Genomic DNA, 3,527 nt, shown 5'->3' on the forward strand with positions numbered 1-3,527 from the left:
ATCGTCGGTTTGTTCTAGCCCGCTCCTGGCCATTTTCGTCTGGAGTTCCGGAGCCGCCATTAGCGTCTTTGCGTTTTGGCTCGTGGTTTCGGTCACCCTGGCCCTGCCGCTGGTCATTCGGCTCGGTCTGGCCATCGGACTGATCCAAGCCACAATTCTTCTCTTGAGACACGTGATCGACCGACGTTTTTCACAAGCTCGCGCCGGCGTTCTCGTCGCGGCTCTGACGATACTCTGCGCCTCATCGCCAATATGGCTGAGCCCATGGCTGGAATGGTCGGGCGAGCACAGCCCGTTGATGGATCTGGCATTGGCCATGAGCCCGCCCACCTGCTTTGCCGTGGCGCTGGACTACGATTACTTGCGGAGCCCCTGGTTCTACAAGCACACGGCCTACGCCATGCATCGATACGAATACCCTTCGGCGGGCCTACTGATTTTCGTTTACGGATTCCTGTGCCTGGCTGCGGTACGGATAGACCGCCGATTCCGGAAAAGCAGTCCGAACGAACCGTTTGGAAAATTCCAACATGATACGTAATCGTCCGTTAATCCGAATAAAGAGCCAAACCATGAAATATCTGCCTATATTGGTCGCGTTGATGATGTCGGCGACGACGGTTTCCGCTGCCGCCAAGGAAACGAATAAATCGACGTCACGGAAAACCATCGAAAAGACCGTGATGCAGCAGGATGAAAAGCTCGCGGAAGAGGCCAAGCGTGCCATCGATCGAGGACTTCATTATCTGCGCGAGAATCAGGCGGAAGATGGTTCCTGGTCCAAGAACGTCGGCATAACCGCCCTGGCGCTGCGGGCATTTTTGGAAAGCCCCCGGAAATACACCGAGGACGACGGCGCCTTCATTACCAAGCCTGTCCAATACGTTCTATCCCGTGTTCGAGAGGACGGGGCGATCAGCGGTGAAATGCAGAATCTGAGCTACAACACAGCAGTCGCCATTACGGCGCTTCAGGCCACCGGAAATCCGAAGTATCAAGAGGCCATCAAAGGCGGCCAGAGTTTCCTGAAAAAACATCTGATCGACGAGGGGGAGGGCTATTCGAAGGACCATAAATATTATGGCGGCATAGGCTATGGCGGCGATGAACGCCCCGACCTCTCCAACGCCTACCTGGCGCTCGAGTCGCTGAAAGCCACGGCCTTGGATCCCAAGGACCCGGCCTGGGAAAAAGCCCTGGTGTTCATCAACCGCTGTCAAAACCGCAGCGAAAGCAACGACCAGACTTGGGCAGCCAACGACGGCGGCTTTACCTATATGCCCGGATACAGCCCGCACGAAGCCACCGCCTCCTATGGCGGCATGACCCACGCGGGTCTGCTCAGCCTGCTGTTTGCCGGCGCGGACAAGCAAGATCCGCGCGTTCAGGCGGCTTACGACTGGATTCGTAACCATTACAGCGTCGACGAAAATCCCGGAGCGCCTAATAAGCAGGGTCTTTATTACTATTACAACGCTTTTGCGAAGAGCATGTACGCCTACGGGGAAGCGGAAATTACCGACGGGAAAGGAAGCAAGCACAATTGGCGGGAAGATTTGATGCGCAAGCTCGTCAGCCTTCAGAATCCAGACGGTTCCTGGGTCAACTCGACCACGAAATGGTGGGAGGGCGACAAGAATCTGGTCACGGCATGGAGCATCATTGCGCTCAATTTGGCAGTGCGCTGAGTTTGACGCGATGATCGGCCGTCCGCTTCTGAAGTTGCTTCCCGTCTTCTTGGCGTTGAGCCTCGACGCGGGAGCGGACGAGCCGGAACAACTGACAGCGAAAATCGCTTGGGGCGGGTATTTTCGGAGCGGCGTCCGGACCGAGATCGGGCTCACCCTGATTTCCGCCGAGGGAGGCAGGGCCGCCGTTCGGCTCGTCTCCGGAGATACGGCCCCGATCGACGCGGCATTAGCGGTAGACCCCGGCACTCCCCGGTTTATCTCGATACCCGTCACGCCGTCCGCGGAACAACCGATTCGGATAAGCGGTTTCCTGCCGAACCGTCGGACTTTCGAAGCGGAGATCGCGGCCTCGTACCCGATCAGCGGCAGGGCGGTGGCGGTCGCGGCCGAAGGCGTCGAGACAAATAGCCTATTGGAATCCCTGGCCGGAACCGCCGCGGTCATAAGCGCGCACGCGTCCGACTTGCCCAGAATGGCTCAATCCTACCAGGTCGTCGACATGATTCTCCTGGGCGACCGGGAATTCGCCGAGCTCGATCCGGAGCAGTTCGAGGCTCTGTCGGACTATCTCCGGGATTGCGGGCGTCTCGTATTTCTGGGAGCGGAGGAAACCTGGGAAAACCTCGAAGCCGAGGCGGGATGCGGAGGTGCGTTCGCTATCCGCGCCGAACATCCCGGCCAGGGGGCGGAGCTTGCCGGTGAACTGCTCGACCGCGCGCAGCCGTCTCTGCCCGGCATTCAAGATCTCCGGGATTTGTCCGCGGCGCAGCCTCCCATGGCCTTGCGCACGGCGGCCGTTCTATTGTTTTGTTATTTCACCGCCTTGAGCGTGGCCGGCCTCACATCGTCGCGTCCCTGGCCCCTGTTTTTATTGCCCTTGGCTTTCAGCGCCTTGGCCGCGGCTTTGCTGACCGGCAAGCCGCCGGAGATGCGGCTGACCGGCTGGACCGAAACCAGCGTGGGAGACGACAACGCCCGTTTCGTCGCGCTCCTGACCGTGTCGGGCACCGGCCGCTGGCGAGGCAGGCTGCCGGCGCCGATCAAATTCTGGCTACCGAAGGCAGAGACCTACCCGGACATTCAATTGGACATCGACCGGCCCGAAACTCACGGGCTGGCGCTAAAGACCGAATTGTTTTCGTACGACGAGCTGCTGTTTCGGGGAACCATCCGCCGATTCCATCCGCCATTGACGCTCGATCTCGACCAGGATGCCGTCGCCGTCGCGAATCCCGGCGGAACGACTCAGCCGGCTGGACTGCTAGCCTGGGACGGCAAGCTGTTCGCTCTGCCGTCATTGCGTCCCGGCGAGCGCTGGTCTGCCGAGAACCAAGCTCCGGTCGCTCCTGACAGTCCCGAAGCCTACAAGCTGCGCCCCTACCTAAATCGGGATCGGATGGCGGCGCTGCTTATTCCCTATGCATCGCGCCTGTGGCGCGGGAACGAAGTGCCGGGCGATGCGGAATGGCTGCTTATCAAGGCCCGCTTATGAATTCGGTTCGCTTCGGTTTGTTGATGGCGCTGTTGTGCTGCGGACCCGTACTGATCTGGACGGCCGGACAATTAATGTCGGATTCGACGGCAGCGTCGGCGAAAACGGATGAGACGTTGAGAACTGCCGTCGAAGCGTTGTGGCTGGTTCAAGCTTGCGCGGCGGCGCTGATGGCAACGATGCCGGTCGAGAATGATCCGATTGAACACGCCCAAGGAATGCTGGCGTTCTGGCTCGTGCCGCTTCCCTTGCTTACCCTCGTTTGGGCAGGCGGTGCCGCGGATGCATGGATGTTGGCGAGAGGATTGGCGGCGGCTCTCGCATTCTCGTCGGCGCTTCTGGCC

The 3,527-nt window shown here is 59.8% G+C and carries 4 protein-coding genes; all 4 read left to right on the top strand.

All coding sequences use genetic code 11. From position 1 onward, the window contains the following. Nucleotides 1–541: hypothetical protein (locus ABJK70_RS21985; RefSeq protein ID WP_347259136.1), on the top strand; the 541-nt coding region annotated here is incomplete at its 5' end. A gap of 31 nt (nt 542–572) precedes the next feature. Then, complete coding sequence (locus ABJK70_RS21990) at nt 573–1,688, top strand: prenyltransferase/squalene oxidase repeat-containing protein (protein ID WP_077729000.1); 1,116 nt, start codon at nt 573–575, stop codon at nt 1,686–1,688. A gap of 10 nt (nt 1,689–1,698) precedes the next feature. Next, nucleotides 1,699–3,183 (top strand): hypothetical protein, encoded by a 1,485-nt coding sequence (locus ABJK70_RS21995; protein WP_347259137.1) that lies wholly within the window; start codon nt 1,699–1,701, stop codon nt 3,181–3,183. After that, the coding region (locus ABJK70_RS22000; protein ID WP_347259138.1) for a hypothetical protein at nt 3,180–3,527 on the top strand (348 nt) is incomplete at its 3' end. The genes ABJK70_RS21995 and ABJK70_RS22000, both read left to right, overlap by 4 nt.

Source organism: Methylocaldum sp. (assembly GCF_039794385.1).
GTDB lineage: Bacteria > Pseudomonadota > Gammaproteobacteria > Methylococcales > Methylococcaceae > Methylocaldum.